The sequence below is a fragment of the Streptomyces sp. 147326 genome (assembly GCF_045000215.1).
In the GTDB taxonomy this organism is placed as follows: Bacteria; Actinomycetota; Actinomycetes; order Streptomycetales; family Streptomycetaceae; genus Streptomyces.
Window position 1 is genome coordinate 4,582,716 of record NZ_CP134201.1, and the last position, 17,910, is coordinate 4,600,625.

The following is a 17,910-nucleotide window of genomic DNA, read 5'->3' on the forward strand; positions in this document are numbered from 1 at the left end:
GTGGACCGCATCCATCGTATGCGTGTGCGGAGAGAGCTGGTCCGAATCGTGCCGTCCGTCACGATACGGACCATGGACCGCGGCCCGGCCGAACTCGGAGCGGCCTACCCGGGGCGGCTCACTCGAAACGGGCGGCGAGCAGCACGATGTCCTCGGGGGCGTCGGCCGGCTCCCCCTCGGGCAGCACGGTCCGCAGGATGTGCTCGCACAGGGCCGCCGGGTCCTCCCGGACGCTGCGGGGCGCGCCCGCGGCCGCCGCGTGCAGCCGCGCGTAGGCCCGGTCCATCGGGTCTCCGGTGTGGCGCAGCAGCCCGTCGGTATAGAGCAGCACCGTTTCTCCGGGTGCGGGTTCGATCTCCACGCTCGGCGCCTCCCAGCAGGACAGCATGCCCAGCGGCGCGGAGAGCGACGTCTCCACGTACTCGGTGCGGTGCTCGCCGATGAGGAGCGGCGGGGTGTGTCCGGCGCCGGCCAGGATGATCTTGTGGCTCTGGCCGTCGGAGTGCGGGCCACCGGCCGGCTCGCAGTAGGCGAAGAGCGCGGTGGCCGAACGCGCCGGCTCCGTGAGGCGCAGCAGCAGTTCCAGGTCGGACAGGACGGCTACCGGGTCCTCGCCCTCCATGACGGCATAGGCGCGCAGCGATGCGCGCAGCCTCCCCATGGCGGCGACGGCGCTCGGCCCCGATCCGGTGACGGAGCCGACGGCCAGGCCCAGGGCGCCCTCGGGCAGGGGCAGGGCGTCGTACCAGTCGCCGCCGCCGCGTGGTCCGGTGTGGTGGCGGGCGGCGAGCTGCACCCCGGTGATCCGGGGGAGCCGGCTGGGCAGCAGTTCCTCGGCGACGGTCGCCAGGCGGGAGCGGGAGCGCTCCACCTCCAGCATCCGGGCCAGGTGCTCGGCGGCGTGCCGGACGTACAGCCCGGCGAGGTCGCGCTGGCGGTCGTTCGGCTCGGCCTGTTCGTCGTACAGCCAGACGGCCGCGCCGAGCCTGCCGGTGGCTTCGGCGGTCAGCGGGAGCGCGTAGCTGGCGGCATAGCCGAGACGGGCCGCGACCTCGCGGTGACGGGGGTCGACGGGGGCGGCGAAACCCCCGGTGCCGGGGGGCTCGCCCGGTTCGGGGAGGACCTCGGAGCCGCCGTGGGCATCGGGCAGTCCGTCGAGGATCCGGCCGTACGAGGTCGCGCTGCGCGGCACGGTCTCGATGTGGCCGAGCTCGGCGTGACCGAGACCGAGGCCGATCGTGCTGGTGGGGCCGAGCCCGTCGGAGGGCTCCAGGACGACCAGGCCGCGGCGGGCGCCGACGAGCGAGGCTCCGGCGCGCAGGAACTCGTGGAGGGAGGCGTCGAGGTCACTGGTGCGGGCCAGCCGCTCGGTGAGCTCGTGCAGGGTGGTGAGGTCCGAGACCATGCCCGCCAGCCGGTCCTGGATGACGCTGCCCGGGCCGGGCGGTGGGACCGGTGCGGGGGCCGTTCGGGCGGGAGCGGGCGCCGCAGTGTGCGGTGACGCGGTAACTGCCGGATCGATTCCAGCCACTTTCGGCAGATGCGGGGCGCTCATGGCGTCCGCCTTTCCACCTGGTGCGATTCGCCATATAGCATCGCAAACCCCCAGATCGTGCTGCGCCGCCATCAAGGAATCCACATCTACACGCACACGTGGATACATGTCCAGCATTGCCCAGGTGGGAATCCTGGTGTCCGTGGGACGGCAACTCACTGTCGAGCCAAGGCTAGAACTTGGCCGGAAAAAGCTGGAAGCGGTCGGTTTTTGAGGTCGACTGGGCGGGCGTCGCAGGGGGGTCGGGTACGTATTCGGTGGCGCCCGGGGTCAGTTGGTGCCGCCGGGAACCGCTTGGAACCACCCGGCACGGGCCGTCGTCCTTAGCGGCGGCAGCCGGTCTCGGCCGTCGGCGCGGGTCGCGCTCCGCCCCCGCCGGACGTTTGATGGACCCGTAAGAACCTGCACGAACCGTGTGGACCTCTGGCGGACAGTGACGCGAAACCTGTACGTGTGGTGAGACACCGGTTACATGGTGTGATGTGGCCCTCGGCGTTCAACGGAAAGGAACGAGCGCTCATGCGCGAGATCCTCGGAAGGCGTCTCCAGCGGCTCCGCGATCGCTTTCAATCCCTGCGCCCCGACCCGGGACGGAGCGGCACCCCGTCCGCTCTCCTCGACGCGGCGCTCGTCTGCGCCACCACATGGCAGTGGCCCGTGCTGCCCGGTGTCGGCCGGTCCGCCACCGACGGCTCGCGGTGCGCCTGCCCCGATCCCGACTGCGTCGTCCCCGGCGCCCACCCCTTCGACCCCGGGCTGCTCGGGGCCACCACCGACCCCCGGATGGTGGCCTGGTGGTGGACCAACCGGCCCACCGCCCCCGTTCTGATGGCCACCGGCGGGACCGCCCCGTGCGCGGTGAGCCTCCCGGCGGGCGCGGCCGCACGCGCCCTCGTACGACTGGACGCGCAGGGCATGCGGCTCGGACCGGTCGTGGCCACGCCCACCCGCTGGTCGCTGCTGGTGGCGCCGTATTCGCTGGAGCGGCTCGGCGAACTCCTCTACGCGAAGGACCACGTGCCCTCCTCGCTGCGTTTCCACGGCGAGGGCGGCTACCTGCTGCTGCCGCCGTCCGCCGCGTCCAGCGGTGGCCAGGTGCGCTGGGAACGGGAGCCGGGGCCGCAGACCCAGCCCCAGCAGCGGAAGCAGCAACAGCGGCAGGCGCAGCCGCAGTCGACGACGGGGCCGGAACCGCGGGGTGCGGTGAACCTCTGGCTGCCCGAGGTCGAGGCGGTCGTGGACGCGCTGGTCGAGGCGAGCAGCGGCGCACCCGGCGGCGGCAGCAGGCTCGCGTACTGACCTGCCGGGCGTCGGCGGATCACTCGTACGGGTGCCAGCGGGGCCAGTTTCGAGGGGAATTGGGCGCGGGGATCTCCGCGCCCCATTCCCGCGTCGCTATCTTCGGCGAATGAATCTCCGCCTGATCGGTATCGGCGCCGGTGTGCTGATCATCTTGTCGCTTCCGCTCACCGGAGCGATCGCCGGGCCGGATTTCGCCGGTCAGGGCGACGGAAAAGGCGGCGGCCTGTTCTCGGCGCTCGGGCTTTCGGACTCCCCCCGCACGCACACCGAGACCCCGGCGCGGCCGGCGGCGGGGGCGGTGGAGCCGGGGAAGCCCGGTCCGGCCGAGCAGCCCCGGACCGATTCCCGCTGCGGTCCCGAACTGTCCTCGCCGCACGGCGTGGAGGCGCAGACCTGCGTGCTGGTGGGCGAGGGCCATACGTGGGGCCGGAGTTACTACAGGAACACGAGTGGTCGCGCGCTGGATGCCGTGCTGACGATGATGGGTCCGGCCGGGCGCACGGTGCAGATCCGGTGCGCGGTGGGCGCGGGCGACGAGCCGGGCCTGTGCGAGACGCCGAAGGAAGAGTCGGCCGGGGGTCCGGACAGTTACTCGGCCGTAGCGGAGTTTGCAGTTCCGGATGATGAAGGGGAGCTGCTCCTGCGGTCCGGAAGCAACTCATCGGGACCGGGTGACCGTTGAGCATCACCGTAAATGGAAGGGCCCGGTCGCTGGCGACGGGGGATGCACCAGCGACCGGGCTACAAGAACGGTAACAAGAGATCGCCTGTTCGCAAATTCGATCTCTGATATTCAGACACCGATTTGCAGACGATTAGCGGGAGTTGTGACTCCGGTCACCGGCTCCACGCGTGCGCGCGGTCAGCTGAGGGTCACCTGGCGGTTGGTGAGTCCGCCGCGTGCCCGGCGCTCCTCCGTGGTCAGCGGGGCGTCCGTGGCCAGGGCCCCGGCCAGCCGCTCCGCGAACTCCGCCGCGGGCTTCTCGACGTCGTCGGCCGTCACCCCGGTGGGCAGGTCCCAGACGGGGACCATGAGGCCGTGCGCACGGAAGGAACCGACGAGCTTCGTGCCCTCGCCGAGGGAGGTCGTGCCGGCCGCGTGCAGCCGCGCGAGGGCGTCGAGCAGCTTCTCCTCGGGGTGCGGCATGACCCAGCGCAGGTGGTTCTTCTCCGGGGTCTCGCACCAGTAGGCGGCGTCCACGCCGGTCAGCTTGACGGTGGGAATGGCGGCCGCGTTGGCGCGCTCCAGCGAGGCGGCGATCTCCGGGGAGGCGTTCTGGGCGCTCTCGGATTCCGGAATCCAGAATTCGAAGCCGCTGTGCACAACCGGCTCGAAACCGCCGTCCGCGTCCAGGAGATCCTGAAGTCGGGGACCCTCGGCGGGAACCCGGCGGGCAGCGACCGGAGTACCGGGCTCCGCTACGAGCGCGCGCTCCAGCGTGTCGGCCATGTCGCGGCCGAGGTCCCCGCTGGACGAGTCGTTCTGCAGGCCGAGGAGGACGGACCCGTCCTCGCGGCGCAGCGCCGGCCAGGCCATGGGCAGTACGGTCACCAGCGTGACGGAGGGAACGCCCTCGGGCAGACCGCCCTTGAGGGTCAGCGGGACGGTGGCGGCGGGCACGAGCTCGCGCAGCGCGACCCAGTCGCACTCGCCCGGCAGGCCCTCGAACGGGCGCTGCACGTGCTCGGTGACGGCATGCGCGGCGGCTGCGCCGTGGCAGGCCTTGTAGCGGCGCCCGGATCCGCAGGGGCAGGGCTCGCGCGCGCCCACAACGGGGATCTCACCGTTGTTGAGCTGCGGCTTTGCAGTCTTGGCTGCGGGGCGCTTCTTGGCCATCGTGCGTGTCTCCCGGTTGCGGCGGTACGGCGTCGTGTCTGGGCGCGAGCCTAGCCGTTCGTACCGCCGGAACCGGTGGGGTGCGGCCGGGAGCACGGTCGGCGTGCGCTCCCGGACGGCCGCCTGTGCGGATGACCGGTACTGCTGTTCTGTTGGTCGTGCGGTTCGCTGTGCTTCACGTGTGCTGCAGGGCTGTGCTGTCAGGGATCCCGCTGTCAGGGATCCAGGTCGTCGAACGCCGTGCTGAAGTCGATCGCCGGGGGCGCAACGCGCGTAGCGAAATCCTCGTGCCGGGGCCCACAGGCAACGACCACCCACACGGTGACCTCACCTGCCGCTCCGTCCCGGACACCCCAGTCCTGGGCAAGGGCGCTGATGATGTTCAGCCCCCGGCCGCCGCGCGCGGTGACCGAGGGCGTGGCAGGAACAGGGCGGGTGGGACCGCCCCCGTCCGTGACCTCGACCGTCAGCCGCCCCGCCCTGTCGACGCGCCATGCGGCGCGTATCTCCCCGTCTCCGACTTCCCGCGTGCCCAGGGGCCTGCCGTGTCGGCAGGCGTTGCTGAGCAGTTCGGAAAGGATCAGTACGGCATCGTCCACGACCGATTCGGGCACACCGCTGATACGCAGTTGTTCGCGCATCCGGTGCCTCGCCTCGCCCACGCCCGCAGGACCATGGCGTACGTCCATGCACGACGACGTGGGCACTTCTTGTGCCACCACCAACGCCACCCCCGGAACCTCCTTAGCCCCACGCATGGTCTGGATGCCCCAATGGCCTGGACCGGAAACCGCCGAAGCGGGCCCCTCTGACGCATTCATGCCGCACGAATGCGGAGCGGATGCGCCGGAGCACACCCTGTTACGCGAGGGTCAGGGGTGACGGGTGCGCAAATCGGAACGTCAGCGCCCCAGTTGGGACAGAACTTGGCGGGGTCTGTTCGTGATGATCGCTTCCACACCCAGATCAGCGCAGAGCTGAACGTCTTCGGGCTCGTTCACTGTCCATACGTGTACGGAGTGGCCCGCGCCCTGGAGCCTGCGGATGTAGCCGGGGTGGTTGCGCACGATCCGCATCCCGGGACCGGCGATCGTCGCCCCGGCCGGCAGCCGCCCGTCCCGCATCCGGGGCGAGATGAACTGCATCAGGTACACGGTCGGGATCGTCGGGGCGGCCGCGCGCACCCGGTGCAGGGAACGCGCGGAGAAGCTCATGACCCGGACCGGGTGCGGTCCCGCGGCGGGCGGGGTGTCCAGGCCGAAGCGCTTGAGGAGGAAGAGGAGGCGTTCCTCCACCTGTCCGGCCCAGCGGGTCGGGTGCTTCGTCTCGATCGCGAGCTGCACCGGCCGTCCGGCGTCGGAGACGAGCTCCAGCAGGCGCTCCAGGGTGAGGACGGAGGTCCGTTCGGGGTCCGCGTCCCAGTCGGGGGACTCCTCGCGGTCCTTCCAGGAGCCGAAGTCGAGGGCGGCGAGATCGGCCAGCTCCAGGGCCGACACGGCGCCGCGGCCGTTCGAGGTGCGGTTCACCCGGCGGTCGTGGACCAGCACCAGGTGGCCGTCGGCGGTGAGCCGGACATCGCATTCGAGGCCGTCGGCGCCGTCCTCGATCGCCTTGCGGTAGGCGGCCAGGGTGTGCTCGGGGGCGTCCTCCGAGGCGCCGCGGTGGGCGACGACCTGGATGGTGCGCGGCATTGCGTGGGTCACCGGGTCATCGTGCCACCGAGAGGGCCCCCGGCGTCGAGGTCCATCCTGTGGATCCGTCCGAAATGTCGGATATAAAGAATGGGGAGAGATGCACAGGTCCGGCTTACAGTGCTCTGACGGGTCATGGGAAAGGCTTTGCCCAGGAACTTGTGCGGCACGTCGAACGTTCAGTCGGACCGATCGCCAGAGATTTTTCGAAGCCGTGTGTGACGAGGAGAGAGCGCTGTGAGCATCGAGAACGAGGGCACCGCGGCCCCCACACCCCCCGCGGCCCCGTCCGTACCCCCTGCTCCGGCCTCCGAGACGCAGGCGGCGGGACACGCGCCCGCTCCGCAGACGGCCCATGCCGCACCGCAGGCCGCGGCGCACATCCCGGACGCTCCGGCGACCGGGCCCGTGGCCGCCGAGCCGGTGACCCAGCAGCTGCCGCCGACGCCCGCGCCCGGTACCGAGCCCACCCAGCAGATCCCGCCCGCCCCGGCCTACGGTCAGGCTGCCGCTCCGGCCGCGCACGGAGCCGGGGGCTGGCCGCCCCCGCCGCCCACCGTGCCGGCGTACGGCGGCCACGGCGGCGGCGCCTGGGGTGCTCCCCTGACCACCGACGGCGCCCCCGCGCCCAAGCCGAAGGGCAAGGGAGGCCTGATCGCGGCCGTGCTCGTGGCGGCCCTCCTCGCGGGCGGCATCGGCGGCGGCGTCGGCTACTGGGCCGCCGAGCGCAGCGACAACGGCACCGGCTCGACCACGATCAGCGCGGCCAACACCCCCAAGGACCTCAAGCGCGAAGCCGGCTCCATCGCCGGCCTGGCCGCGGGCGCACTGCCCAGCGTGGTCACCATCGAGGCCTCGGCGGGCGACGGCGAGGGCGGCACCGGCACCGGGTTCGTCTACGACCAGCAGGGCCACATCCTCACCAACAACCACGTGGTGGCCTCCGCCGCGAACGGCGGCAAGCTCTTCGCGATCTTCTCCGACGGCAAGAAGTACGACGCCGAGGTGGTGGGCCGCGCCCAGGGCTACGACGTCGCCGTCCTGAAGCTGAAGAACCCGCCGGCGGGCCTCAAGCCGCTGCCGCTCGGTGACTCCGACAAGGTCGCGGTCGGCGACTCGACCATCGCGATCGGCGCCCCCTTCGGCCTGTCCAACACGGTCACCACCGGCATCGTCAGCGCCAAGAACCGGCCGGTCGCCTCCGGAGACGGCAGCGGCAGCAAGAACTCGTACATGAGCGCGCTCCAGACGGACGCCTCGATCAACCCGGGCAACTCCGGTGGCCCGCTGCTCGACGGCCGAGGCGCGGTCATCGGCATCAACTCCGCGATCCAGTCGGCCGGCAACGGCGGCTTCGGCGGCGGCCAGGCCGGTTCCATCGGCCTCGGCTTCGCCATCCCGGTCAACCAGGCGAAGAACGTCGCCGAATCGCTGATCAAGACGGGCAAGCCGGTCTACCCGGTGATCTCGGTGTCCGTGGACCTCCAGGCCAAGGCGGAGGGCGCGAAGATCTCCGAGCAGGGTGCGGCGGCCAACGAGCTGGTCGACCCGAACGGCCCGGCCGGCAAGGCGGGCCTGAAGCCCGGCGACGTCATCACCGAGTTCGGCGGCAAGCCGGTCGACAGCGGCCCGACCCTGATCAGCATGATCTGGACGTACAAGCCCGGCGACACCGTGAAGCTGACCTACCTGCGCAGCGGCAAGCCGACCACGGTCGACATCACGCTCGGCTCGCGGGTCGGCGACAAGTAGCAGTACCGGCCACGGCGGTGGCCCGATGAGGAGGGGCCGTAGGCGGGATTCTGCCTACGGCCCCTCCAACGTCCGCTTATGCTTCGTTGGTGTTCGATTCTCGGCACATACGGACCTTCCACACGGTGGTCGCCTCCGGGTCGTACTCGGCGGCCGCCCGTGTGCTGGGTTACACCCAGCCCGCCATCACCCAGCAGATGAAGGCGCTCGAACGCGCCGTCGGCACCCCGCTGTTCACCCGCGTGGGCCGCAAGATGCAGCTCACCGAGGCCGGTGAGTCGCTCTCCCGGCACGCCGAGACCATCCTCGGCAACCTCTCCGCCGCCGAGGCACAGCTGAGGGCGTACGCCCGCCTGCGCACCGGGCGGGTCAGGCTGTGCGGGTTCCCCAGCGCCAACGTCACCCTCGTACCGGAGGCCCTGAGCGGCCTGGCCAAAGACCATCCCGGCGTACAGGTGGAGCTGCTGGAGGGCGAGCCGCCGGAATCGCTGCGCCGGCTGGAACGCGGCGAGTGCGACATCACCCTGGCCTTCACCTACCCCGGCCTGCACGAGGAGATCCCGGAGGAAGTCGCCGAGGTCAGGCTGCTGGAGGACCAGCTGACGGTGCTCCTCCCGACCGGGCATCCGCTGGCCCGGCGCCGCGCCGTGCACCTGGCCGACCTCGCCGAGGAACGGTGGATCGCCGGCTGTCCGCGCTGCCGGGCGAACCTGCTGCACGAGTGTGCGGAGCTGGGCTTCGTGCCCGACATCCGCTTCGCCACCGACGACAACCTGGTGGTGCAGAGCCTGGTCGCACAGGGGCTGGGGGTGGCGATGATGCCCGCCCTGGTGCTGCCCTCCCTCTCGCTGAGCCGGGTCTGCGGGCGGGCGCTCCAGCCCGCCGCGCGCCGGCACATCGCCGCCTACGTCTACCGGGACCACCTGCGGATTCCGGCGACGGCCGTGGTCCTCGACGCACTGAAGCAGGCGGCGGCGAACCGGGTCGGCTGCTGATCAAACCATAAGCGGTGCTTGGGTTTTCAGGTCATAACTGTCGTTGGACGTGATGGAACGACGGCAGCACGCTGCCAATATGACCACCACCACGCCGGCCCGCACCACCACGAGGATGGCCGCCCTCGTCAGTGAGATCCGCACCGTCGTGGAGCGGGGGCTGGCTCCCGACCTCACCGCGTATCTGGTGGGGGAACGGCTCGCCCCGCACCTGGGCGCGCCCGACCTTCTGACGCCGGCGCAGCAGGAGGGCGACCCCGAGCGGTACCGCCAGCACGTCCTGCACGCCGAGTCGGACGGCAGCTTCTCGGTGGTGGCCCTGGTGTGGCTGCCGGGGCAGGAGACCTGCATCCACGACCACGTGTCGTGGTGCGTGGCCGGAGTGCACCAGGGCGAGGAGAGCGAGCGCCGCTTCCGCCTCGCGCCGGGCGTCGGCCCGGCCCGCCTGGTGGCCACCGAGGACGTGGTCAACGCCCAGGGTGAGGTCTGCGGCTTCGCTCCGCCCGGCGACATCCACAAGGTGCGCAACTCCTGTGGCAGCAAGGCGATATCCGTGCACGTGTACGGGGCCGACGTGTCCCGGCTGGGCACCAGCATCCGCCGCGTCTATACGCTCCCCGTCGACTGATGGCCCTCCTCCACCGCCCGCACGGCGTGGCGGTCCGGCCTGTTTCACGTGAAACATCCACTCCCTGGCCCGGATTGGCGATGGCCGCGGGCGGGGCGCTGACCGCCTGGTGCATCCACCGTCTCGTGCCCGCCGTGCCCATGCTGACCGCCTCGGTGGTGCTGGGCATCGCGGTGGCGCACCTCCCCGGTCTGCGGACCTTCGTACGGGGAACCGCGCGCCCGGGCCTCTCCCTGGCCGGCCGGCGGCTCATGCGGATCGGCATCGTCCTGCTGGGCCTCGGCCTGGGGCTGGACGAGGTGCTCCGGCTCGGCTGGGCCACGGTGGCGATGGTGGTGGGAGTGGTCGCGGCCACCTTCCTCGGAACCGTCTGGCTAGGACGGCGCCTCGGCCTCCCCGGCGACCAGCCGTTGCTGATCGCCACCGGCTACTCGATCTGCGGGGCCTCGGCGATCGGCGCGGTGAGCGAGGTGTCGGGCAGCGACGAGGAGGACGTGGCCGCCTCCGTGGCACTGGTCACCCTCTGCGGAACCCTCGCCATCGCGGTTCTCCCGCTCCTCCAAGGCCCGTTGGGACTCTCCGACCCGGCCTTCGGTCGGTGGGTGGGCGCCGGCGTCCACGACGTCGGCCAGGTGGTGGCGACCGCGCAGACCGCCGGCCCGGACGCCCTGGGCGAGGCGGTGCTGGTCAAGCTCATGCGGGTGGCGCTGCTCGCCCCGCTGGTGGCGGCCGTGGCCTTCTCCGTACGGGCCCGGCGGCGCGGAGTGCGCACGGCCTCGGGGCGCCGGCCGGCCCCGGTCCCGCTGTTCGTGGCCGGATTCCTGGCCGCGGCCGCGCTGCGCGCCACCGGCGTACTGCCCGACGTAGCGCTGGAGTGGGCGCACACCGCGCAGGAGGCGCTGCTGGCGGCGGCCCTGTTCGGCCTGGGGAGCGCGGTGCACCTGCCGACGCTGGCCCGGACCGGGGGGCGGGCGGCGGCGCTGGGGCTCGGGGCGTGGGTGGTGGTGGCCGGCGTTTCGTACGCGGGCGTGCTGCTCACCGTATGACGGCGCAACAGCGGGGAGTTGGCCATTTCCTGGCCGGAACCGACCGAACGTTCTGACTGCCCGCTGACATTGACGCACGGCCGTGCCACTCTGCCCCGGCAAGGCCGCACCCGGCACAAGCCACCACGCACACAGCCACCGCGCACACGCACCACGCACACGCACCACGCACACACGCACCGAGCACAGCCGATCCGCACCGACCGTTCTTCACCCCCACCCTGCCCGGCTTCATCCGGACCGGGCACGGCAGAAGGAGTCATGCGTGAATCGTCATCGCACGGCCTTATCCGTCCTGCTCTCGGCGGGCGCCCTGGTCACGGGCGTCCTGACGGCCGCCGGCCCCTCGGTCGCGGCGGACGCCCCCGCGTCCTTCCGGCAGCAGCACACCTCCGGCTTCTGGACCGCCGAGCGCATGCGGAGCGCCACCCCGCTCGACGTGACGGCGGTCCCCGGCGCCTCCCGCACCCCGGTCGCCGCCTCGCCGGCGCCCACCAGGATCGCTCCGACGGCTGCCGCGTCCCCCACCGCCTTCCCGCAGGCGGGCGGTGCGTGGACGGGCGGCGGCGCGGTCGTGAAGACCTCGGGCCGGGTCTTCTTCACGATGGGTGGCCGGACCGCTTCCTGCTCGGGCGACTCGGTGACCAGCGCCAACGGCGGCACGGTCATCACGGCAGGCCACTGCGTGAAGTACCAGGGCGCCTGGCACACGAACTGGGTCTTCGTCCCGGCCTACAACAACGGGTCCGCGCCCTACGGCCAGTGGTCGGCCACCAAGACCTTCGCCACCGACCAGTGGGCGGCGAGCGAGGACATGAACATGGACGTCGGCCTGGCCGTCGTCGCCCCGCTGAACGGCCAGACCCTCAGCCAGGCCGTCGGCGCCCAGGGCATCCTCTTCAACGGCGGCTACAACAAGAAGATGTACTCCTTCGGCTTCCCGGCCGCGGCCCCGTACGACGGCACGAAGCTGGTCTACTGCAGCGGAAACAGCGGCAAGGACTTCCTGCTGACCCGCGACCACAGCCTGGCCTGCAACATGACCGGCGGTTCCAGCGGCGGCCCCTGGTTCCAGGACTTCAACGAGGCCACGGGCCTGGGCACCCAGGTCTCGGTGAACAGCTTCGGCTACACCTTCCTGCCGAACCGGATGTACGGGCCCTACTTCGGCAACGAGGCGAAGGCGGCCTACGACAAGGCCCAGGTGTCCTGACCAGGTGTGGGGAGCCCGGCAGGCCTCGTTCACCGGCGGGTGAGCAGGGCTCCCCACATGGCCCGCGTGCGGTGGGCGCGGTAGGACAGCTTCTTCCACGGCCGGTACCGCCAGGGGAACGCTTCCGCGTAGCCGTCGACGTGGCGGAACTGCTCCACGGCGGCCCGGTAGCGGCCCTGGCGGAGCAGGAAGTACGCGAGGGCGTGCCGCGCCGAGGGCAGGTTCGGGTGGCCTTCGGCCGCGGCCACGTCGTCGAGCGCGGCGTCGACGAGCGCGGTGAGCATCGGGGTCCGGAAGAAATCGGCGGGCACGCGCCCCTCGGCACTGAGGACGTGGTGCTCGTACCAGGAGACCAGCGGCAGCACGGTCAGCAGGCTGCCCCTCGGCGCCCGTCGCGCGGCCTCGGCCGCGAACTGCTCGGCCTCCTGCGCGGAACCGCGCCACTTGCGGCACTTGTACTGCAGGGCGGCGGAGTGGGCCTGGTAGTGGTCGGGCGCCCGCTTGGTGACCTCGGTCCACAGCGATCGCATCTGCTCCTTGGAGTAGCCCAGCCCGAGGGCGACCCAGATCTCCTTGGCGAGCGGGGTGGGGTCCTCCGGGTTCAGAGCGGCGATCTGCGCGAGATCCTGCTGCGCCCCGGCCAGCTCACGGTGGAAGCCCTGGGCCTGCTCGGCGGAGGTCGCGCTCGCGTAGGCGGCTCCGCGCAGCTTCCAGGCGTACTCGACGCGCGCGCACGCGCTGACCAGCATGGCGTCCGGGTCCTCGGGGCGGGCGGCGTGCCACTTTCCGAGCCAGGCGCCGTCGTCGTAGACGGCCGTGTACGCGAGGTGTTGCACGTAGTGCGCGCGCAGGTTCCAGTCGCTTCCGGCAGAGCCCACGAGGAGGGCCGCCGGCTCCCACTCCCCCGTACGGACGGACGTGAGGACGGGCTCGAGCTGCGGGTCGGGCCCGGGCAGCCGGCCGTTCTGGGGCCGGAGGGGGAGCAGTCCGTACCGCAGCCAGTACGCGGCCACGAGAGAACCTATGAGGATGATTGCGGCCATGGATGTCCCTGATGCCTTGAAAGTCGTTCGGTTGTTCGAGCGCTGAGCGCAGCGGAGTATGCACACCCGCCAGCGGAAATCGCAACGGCGATTAGAGGGCGCCCCGAGCGGTGGCGCCAGCCGGTACTCTGGACCCCGCTCCGCCGCTGGTCGGCAGGGGCGAGGGTGGGTTGCCCGAGCGGCCTAAGGGAACGGTCTTGAAAACCGTCGTGGCGCGAGTCACCGTGGGTTCAAATCCCACACCCACCGCCACAGGTCAGAGAACACGCTGATCAGAAGGGGTGCCCCTCCACGAGGGGCACCCCTTCGTCGTTCACCCTGTCTCACCCTGGATCGCCCCTGTCGCCATGGTGACCAGCGTGTGTGGCCAACTTGTGGCCAGGCCATCAGGACCCCCCCGTGGTGCTCTCGTCCGCCAGGGCCTGGTCAATGAGCTGGTTTGACACCTGCTGCTGGCCGCGAAGGATCTTGGCGTAGAACTTCCAGAGCACCGCCACGCTGTGCCCGGCGCGGCGAGCCACCTCGACGGGGTCCACTCCGGCCTTGATCCACAGCGATACGCCGGCGTGCCTCAGGGAGTACGGGACCTCCGCGAGCGGCGTCCCGACATCCTGAGCAGGCAGTGCCCTCCGGCGTGCTTCGCTCCACACGCGGGTGTACTCGTTCGAGCCGACCCGGCCGCCCTCAACCGCGCGGAAGAGCCGCCCATCGGCGGCAGCGCCATCGCGATCCAGGTGGCTCCGGAGCAGCCGTACAAGTACGGGCGGGATGGGTACAGACCGGCTGGCCTTCCGAGCCCTCCGCTTGAGACCCCGCTCGTCGTAGGACGTCCCTCCATCTGTCCACCCCGCCCCGACTTCCGGCCGACTCCGGCGAAGGACGAGCTCCCCCCATCCCTTCAGGGGAAGCTTGCAGTCAGCCTTGGTGAGTGCGGCCACTTCGGACGGACGCATGGCGGCGTAGTAGATGCAGCCGAAGAAGGCATGGAGGTGCTCGCCCCGGGTGCCCTGCGCGCCGACGGCATCCAGGAGCCGACTCGCAAGCTCGGGACCGGGAACGTACTGGAAGTCGACTTCGTCATCGGTCTGCGGAGGGTCCCAGTCGACCTTGGGGAGAGGGTTGGCGGGTAGGACGTCGCACTCGACGGCGTACCGCAGGGCGTTGCTGAGGACAGCACGCTTGCGCCGGACGGTGTTGTCGGCCGCGCGCTTGCCGTTGAGGAGCCGCGAAACAGCGGACAGGGCACGGCGAAGATTCTCCGACTCCGCCACATCGGTCACGCGGAGAGAGTTTTTTGCGATCCAGTCCAACGCCTGAGCAACGGCGGCCGGCGGCTGCTCGGCCTCCATTCGGGCGACCACGTTCCCGTTGCTGGCTACCGTCATCTGGAAGGCCCACGATCGTAGGGCCAGTCGGAGAACCTGCGGGTTGGGAGCAGCCTTGCCGCCGGTCACCAGGGCCATGGTCACGTTGGTCATCGCCTCAGCGATGCCGACGCGGTGTTTGGCGGCTGCGTCCGGCCACTTCATGCAGGTGTAGGCGCGGGCGTGCTCGAACCAGGTGGGCGACTTGAGCTGACGAAGCTCCGAGACGGGGAGCCCAGATGTGACGTCGAACTGCTCGCCGTCGCGGACGGCGCCCATGAGCTGAGCGCGTCGACCGTCGGCCAGCGTCTTGGTCAGGAACGGAGCCTGGTGCTCCTTACCCCCGACGACCCATCGCAGCTGGTAGGGGGCGCTTTTGCTCTGCCTGGAACGGATACCCCAGATCCGCACGTCATAGCTGTACAAGGTGACTCCGCTCAAAGGGGAGGGCCCCAGCCGTCCGGCTGGGGCCCTGTGATGTACGGGTCGGGTCTACGCGGCCGATACCTCGCACCCGCTCAACCAGGCGTCCAGGTCGGACCGCCGGACACGGAGTTGACCGTTCGGGAGCTTGTGGAGTCGGGGCGCGTTGCCACGAGAGCGCATGCGGTAGAAGGCGGCACGGCTCATGTCGATCTCAGCGAGTACCTCAGCGAGCTTGAGCATCTGAGGGCGGGCCATCGTTCACTCCTTGCCGTCTGGCGGTCGTGCGCGAGTTGGATTCACATTGCGTTGAGTCGCGACTCAACGCGTCTCAGACGTGGTCTATGGCCGGTTGAGTCGCGGTGAGTCGCGACTCAGGGGAATGTGGATCGGACTGCTTGAGCGTGATCCCGCTGTACGCGGGCACCTGCCGGCCGTACTGGTCGCGTGGGCGGGTGCGGCGGAGCTGGGGGACGACCGACTGGAGGTTGCGGCCGAAGACCTGCTTGGTTCCGGCCCGTACGCCGTTGTCCTCGGCCCACTCGCGCCAGGCGGCCCACAGGGCATCCACGGGTACTTCGCAGGCTGGTCCGGTGTTGCAGCGTTCGCGGACGAATGCGCTGGTGGGGGATGCGGTGTCCTGCATGATCATGACCGCGTCCTGGGAGGAGGCGGGTTGGGTGATGCGGCCGGTCTGCTGGAGGCGGGCGAGTCCGTCGAGGGCCCAGTTGAGGATGCCGGGCATCTCGCGCTTGAGGGATTCGTCGAGGGTGGTGTCTTCCTTGCCGAGCCAGGAGACGGTCATGTTGAGGACGATGAACCGTCGCGCGATCACGCCGGAGGAGTCTCCGAAGCTGGGGAGTTCGTTGGTGAGGATCATCAGCCGGGTGGGCAGTTTCCCGGTCCACAGGTCGCGGTACTTCCGGTCGATGTCGATGGTGTCCTCACCGGAGATCGTGAGGAGCCGTTCCACCACCTGACCGCCCTCGTTGCCGGTCAGACGGGCATCGGAGATGACCGCCAGAGGCTTGTCCACGAGGGAGGACAGCCCGAAGTTGGTGCCGAGACTGGCCAGGGTGGGACCTGCGATGTTCTTCTTGCCGACGAACTCGGTCAGGACCCGGGTGATGGTGCCCTTCCCGGACCGGGTGGGCCCCTTGATCAGCAGGATCTTCTGCTGGTCGGTGCGGCCGGACAGGACGTAGCCGAACCATTCCTGCAAGGCCTGGATGGCGCTGGGGTCATCGGGCCAGAGCTGGTTCAGGAACTTCTGCCAGGTCGGGGCCGTGGCGTCCTCGTCGTAGGCGAACGGCACGGACACGAGATTGAAGAACCCCGGTGTGTGGGGCAGCAGTGCCCGGTCCCGGATCCGCAGGAGTCCGTTTTCGCAGGCGACGATCGGGCTTCGGTCGGTCGCAGCTTCCTCCCGGTCGGTCCAGGAGGGGGCGTCCACCTCCGAGGGCAGCAGCGTGATGGCGGACAGGGCGTCCAGGAGGTTGCTGAGCTTGGTGCGAGTGGGCGCCCAGTCCTTGACCTCGGGCAGGCCGTCCTTGTCGAGGCCCGCTACGTAGGTCGCGTGCTCCAGTTCCTTGTAGAGGGTGGCGCGCATCTGCTGCTCCTCGAACTCGCGCCAGCAGGTGCCCGTCCAGCGCATCCACGCTCCCCGCCACCGCCGGCACAGCAGACGCTCCTGCTCGTCCTGCCAGCCGGGCAGGATCCGGCGCGCGACGGCCATCGGGTTGGACGGAGCGGGCAGCTCCTCGGCGAGGCTCATGCGGCCTTCCCTCCTTCCTGAGCGGGCGTGATGTGGGCGCAGTCGGTGCGGTGCTGCTCGTGGTCGGCGATCAGGGCGATCGCGCGCCGCTGTCCGGCGGCGAACAGGTCCCGCCCGCACATGCACCAGGACCGGACGGACGGGGTCACGCCGCGTCCGGGGGCGGTGATGTGGAGCCAGGCGACGGGGCGGCGCCCGTCGTCCCAGCGCGGGTGAGAACGAAGGGCAGGAAGGACGCCTTCGGCGACGACCTTCGGCGCACCACTCCCGGTGGTGGCGCGGGTTGGTTTGGCGGAGCGGGGGCCGGTGGTCACGATGCCCTCACCGCCGCGGCGTCGAAGCCACGCGTGACCGCGCGTTCGGCGTACGCCTCGGGCACGCCGACGGCGACGGCCGCGTCGATGATCTGGTCTCCGAGGATCTCCAGTCCGCAGGGCCCGGGGCATCGGGTGTGCTGGTTGGCGAGGAAGCGGGCGACCCCGTATGCGGTGCTGCCGGCGCCCTGCTCGGGGCATGCGGCGATCCTGGCGAGGCCCCGGGTGAGGCCGGTCTGGACGAAGGTGTCGTTGTGGCGGCATCCGGTGGCAACCGAACGGTCCCAGGTGGCGCGGGTCGGGGAGGAAGAGTCCACCTCCCCGCGAAGGGCCCGGGTGGACTCTTCCCTCACGACCAGCGCCCGGACGACGTCCGGTAGGACCGTGATGGGGCCGGTGCCGGGGCCGTACCAGCGGGCGTAGGACATGAGGGACTTGACGTCCACGCCGGGCCGGACCTTGTTGGCGGACTGCATGGCGCCCCGGTAGATCCAGTGCTCCCCGCGGGTCGTCGCTACGGCCTTGGTGGCGGGGAGGTGCTCGCGGGCCCAGGCCATGGCGTCTGGGTTGTCGAGGTCTACGACGGTGAGGTGGGCCCCGCCGGGGTGGTAGGCGAGGGCGACCGCCTGGCGCCAGGCGGTCGCCCAGGCCGGGCCGGTGAGGATGTCGGGGTCGGTGGCGGCGGCGGCCCAGCCGTGGCAGGGGGCGGGGCAGTGGCAGGGCCCGGCGAACTTCATGTTCGGGCGGTCGCCGCATTGGCAGGGCCCGACGCCTTTGCTGCTGGTGCAGGCGGGGCAGTTCCCGAAGGGCAGCTTGCCCTCCCGCAGCGGCAGAACGGGCAGCCCCAGCCCGGCGAGCCAGAGCGCGGTTCGTAGCTGGGTGGGTAAGGCCGGGCGGGCGGGGTCTCGCGGGAAGTCGGTCGGGTGGGTCATGCTGGTCTCTCCAGTTCTTGAGGGTTCTGGATGAGGGCGGC

General features: G+C 70.9%; 17 protein-coding genes and 1 tRNA gene. 8 read left to right on the forward strand and 10 right to left on the reverse strand.

Annotation, left to right across the window (positions count from 1 at the left end):
* Positions 1–118: 118 nt before the first annotated feature.
* On the reverse strand, positions 119–1,672 hold the full coding sequence (locus tag RIU97_RS20715; protein ID WP_404958896.1) for a PP2C family protein-serine/threonine phosphatase: 1,554 nt from the start codon (positions 1,670–1,672) through the stop codon (positions 119–121).
* A 402-nt stretch (positions 1,673–2,074) separates the two neighbouring features.
* Between RIU97_RS20715 and RIU97_RS20720 the strand changes: the two genes are divergently transcribed.
* On the forward strand, positions 2,075–2,854 hold the full coding sequence (locus RIU97_RS20720) for a bifunctional DNA primase/polymerase (protein WP_404958898.1): 780 nt from the start codon (positions 2,075–2,077) through the stop codon (positions 2,852–2,854).
* Positions 2,855–2,963: 109 nt separating this feature from the next.
* Positions 2,964–3,539, forward strand: a complete 576-nt coding sequence (locus RIU97_RS20725) for a hypothetical protein (protein WP_404958900.1) — start codon at positions 2,964–2,966, stop codon at positions 3,537–3,539.
* A gap of 180 nt (positions 3,540–3,719) precedes the next feature.
* On the opposite strand, the gene RIU97_RS20730 is transcribed toward RIU97_RS20725, so the two are convergent.
* The 3 genes from RIU97_RS20730 to RIU97_RS20740 all read right to left on the reverse strand — a co-directional run bounded on the left by RIU97_RS20730 (position 3,720) and on the right by RIU97_RS20740 (position 6,385).
* Complete coding sequence (locus tag RIU97_RS20730) at positions 3,720–4,694, reverse strand: DUF5926 family protein (protein ID WP_319725701.1); 975 nt, start codon at positions 4,692–4,694, stop codon at positions 3,720–3,722.
* Between the two features lie 215 nt (positions 4,695–4,909).
* Positions 4,910–5,425, reverse strand: a complete 516-nt coding sequence (locus RIU97_RS20735) for an ATP-binding protein (protein ID WP_376611851.1) — start codon at positions 5,423–5,425, stop codon at positions 4,910–4,912.
* A 171-nt stretch (positions 5,426–5,596) separates the two neighbouring features.
* Positions 5,597–6,385 (reverse strand): glycerophosphodiester phosphodiesterase, encoded by a 789-nt coding sequence (locus tag RIU97_RS20740; protein ID WP_404962891.1) that lies wholly within the window; start codon positions 6,383–6,385, stop codon positions 5,597–5,599.
* A gap of 237 nt (positions 6,386–6,622) precedes the next feature.
* Between RIU97_RS20740 and RIU97_RS20745 the strand changes: the two genes are divergently transcribed.
* The 5 genes from RIU97_RS20745 to RIU97_RS20765 all read left to right on the forward strand — a co-directional run bounded on the left by RIU97_RS20745 (position 6,623) and on the right by RIU97_RS20765 (position 12,019).
* Complete coding sequence (locus RIU97_RS20745; RefSeq protein ID WP_404958903.1) at positions 6,623–8,137, forward strand: S1C family serine protease; 1,515 nt, start codon at positions 6,623–6,625, stop codon at positions 8,135–8,137.
* Between the two features lie 89 nt (positions 8,138–8,226).
* A complete protein-coding gene (locus tag RIU97_RS20750; protein ID WP_404958905.1) occupies positions 8,227–9,132 on the forward strand; it encodes a LysR family transcriptional regulator in 906 nt (301 codons plus the stop codon).
* A 79-nt stretch (positions 9,133–9,211) separates the two neighbouring features.
* Complete coding sequence (locus tag RIU97_RS20755; RefSeq protein ID WP_404958907.1) at positions 9,212–9,760, forward strand: cysteine dioxygenase; 549 nt, start codon at positions 9,212–9,214, stop codon at positions 9,758–9,760.
* The gene (locus tag RIU97_RS20760) at positions 9,760–10,806 is read left to right on the forward strand and encodes a YeiH family protein (RefSeq protein ID WP_404958909.1); all 1,047 of its coding nucleotides are present in this window, start codon (positions 9,760–9,762) and stop codon (positions 10,804–10,806) included. The genes RIU97_RS20755 and RIU97_RS20760 overlap by 1 nt, the downstream gene beginning before the upstream one ends.
* Before the next feature lie 265 nt (positions 10,807–11,071).
* The gene (locus RIU97_RS20765; RefSeq protein WP_404958911.1) at positions 11,072–12,019 is read left to right on the forward strand and encodes a trypsin-like serine peptidase; all 948 of its coding nucleotides are present in this window, start codon (positions 11,072–11,074) and stop codon (positions 12,017–12,019) included.
* Positions 12,020–12,048: 29 nt separating this feature from the next.
* Here RIU97_RS20765 and RIU97_RS20770 read toward each other — a convergent pair whose 3' ends face one another.
* A complete protein-coding gene (locus RIU97_RS20770; protein ID WP_404958913.1) occupies positions 12,049–13,062 on the reverse strand; it encodes a hypothetical protein in 1,014 nt (337 codons plus the stop codon).
* Positions 13,063–13,226: 164 nt separating this feature from the next.
* Between RIU97_RS20770 and RIU97_RS20775 the strand changes: the two genes are divergently transcribed.
* Positions 13,227–13,314: transfer RNA gene (locus RIU97_RS20775), tRNA-Ser, on the forward strand.
* Positions 13,315–13,448: 134 nt separating this feature from the next.
* Here RIU97_RS20775 and RIU97_RS20780 read toward each other — a convergent pair.
* The 5 genes from RIU97_RS20780 to RIU97_RS20800 all read right to left on the reverse strand — a co-directional run bounded on the left by RIU97_RS20780 (position 13,449) and on the right by RIU97_RS20800 (position 17,869).
* Positions 13,449–14,852, reverse strand: coding sequence for a site-specific integrase (locus tag RIU97_RS20780; RefSeq protein WP_404958915.1), 1,404 nt, complete (start codon positions 14,850–14,852; stop codon positions 13,449–13,451).
* 66 nt (positions 14,853–14,918) lie between these two features.
* Positions 14,919–15,107, reverse strand: a complete 189-nt coding sequence (locus tag RIU97_RS20785; protein ID WP_254381996.1) for an AlpA family transcriptional regulator — start codon at positions 15,105–15,107, stop codon at positions 14,919–14,921.
* Between the two features lie 73 nt (positions 15,108–15,180).
* A complete protein-coding gene (locus tag RIU97_RS20790; protein WP_404958918.1) occupies positions 15,181–16,623 on the reverse strand; it encodes a phage/plasmid primase, P4 family in 1,443 nt (480 codons plus the stop codon).
* On the reverse strand, positions 16,620–16,937 hold the full coding sequence (locus tag RIU97_RS20795) for a hypothetical protein (RefSeq protein WP_404958920.1): 318 nt from the start codon (positions 16,935–16,937) through the stop codon (positions 16,620–16,622). Before RIU97_RS20795 ends, RIU97_RS20790 begins: the two co-directional genes overlap by 4 nt.
* On the reverse strand, positions 16,934–17,869 hold the full coding sequence (locus tag RIU97_RS20800; protein ID WP_404958922.1) for a bifunctional DNA primase/polymerase: 936 nt from the start codon (positions 17,867–17,869) through the stop codon (positions 16,934–16,936). The genes RIU97_RS20795 and RIU97_RS20800 overlap by 4 nt, the downstream gene beginning before the upstream one ends.
* Positions 17,870–17,910 lie beyond the last annotated feature (41 nt).